The sequence below is a fragment of the Mycobacterium sp. pW045 genome, from assembly GCF_041287085.1.
In the GTDB taxonomy this organism is placed as follows: Bacteria; Actinomycetota; Actinomycetes; order Mycobacteriales; family Mycobacteriaceae; genus Mycobacterium; species Mycobacterium algericum_A.
The window spans coordinates 1-562 of record NZ_JBGGKU010000031.1; the positions used below are offsets into that span (position 1 = coordinate 1).

Annotated in this window: 1 protein-coding gene; it reads left to right on the forward strand. The window is 72.1% G+C overall.

Features of this window, described 5'->3' with window-relative positions; translation table 11 throughout:
• A partial coding sequence (locus ACAG20_RS21065) for a hypothetical protein (protein WP_370494003.1) occupies positions 1 to 562 on the forward strand: 562 nt, incomplete at both ends.

A 562-nucleotide genomic window follows, 5' to 3' on the forward strand; every position in this document is an offset into this window, starting at 1 on the left:
CGGTGACGGTGGTGCGCTGGCCAACGGTGGCGCCGGTGGTAGCGGTGGTGCCGGCTCGTCGGCGGGTGCTGATGGGGCCGCTGGTAATGACTCCGATGCCCATGGTGTGCAGGGCAATGGTGGTGACGGTGGCGCCGGCTACGACGCGGCCGGTGACCCGGTTGCGGCCTCGGGTGCCCACGGTGGCGATGGTGGTGCCGGCGGTAACGGCAGCGCGATCGGCAACGGTGGCGCTGGTGGTGCCGGTGGTGCCGGCGCGGATGGTGCTGCCGGTATCACCGATGGTTCCGGTAATGGCACCGATGGTGCTGACGCCGGTGCTGGTGGCGCTGGTGGTGCTGGTGGTCAGGGCGGTTCGCTGTCTGGTGATGGCGGTGTCGGTGGTGCCGGTGGCGCCGGCGGTACCGGTGGTGCTGGTGGCGCCGGGTTGTCGGGTTCGACGGGGTCGGATGCTGCGGCCGGCAGTGGCGGCGACGGCGCTGATGGTGGCGATGGCGGCGATGGCGGCAACGGTGGTGCCGGTGGCCACGGTGGTGCTGGTGGCGTTGGTGGTTCGGCGACC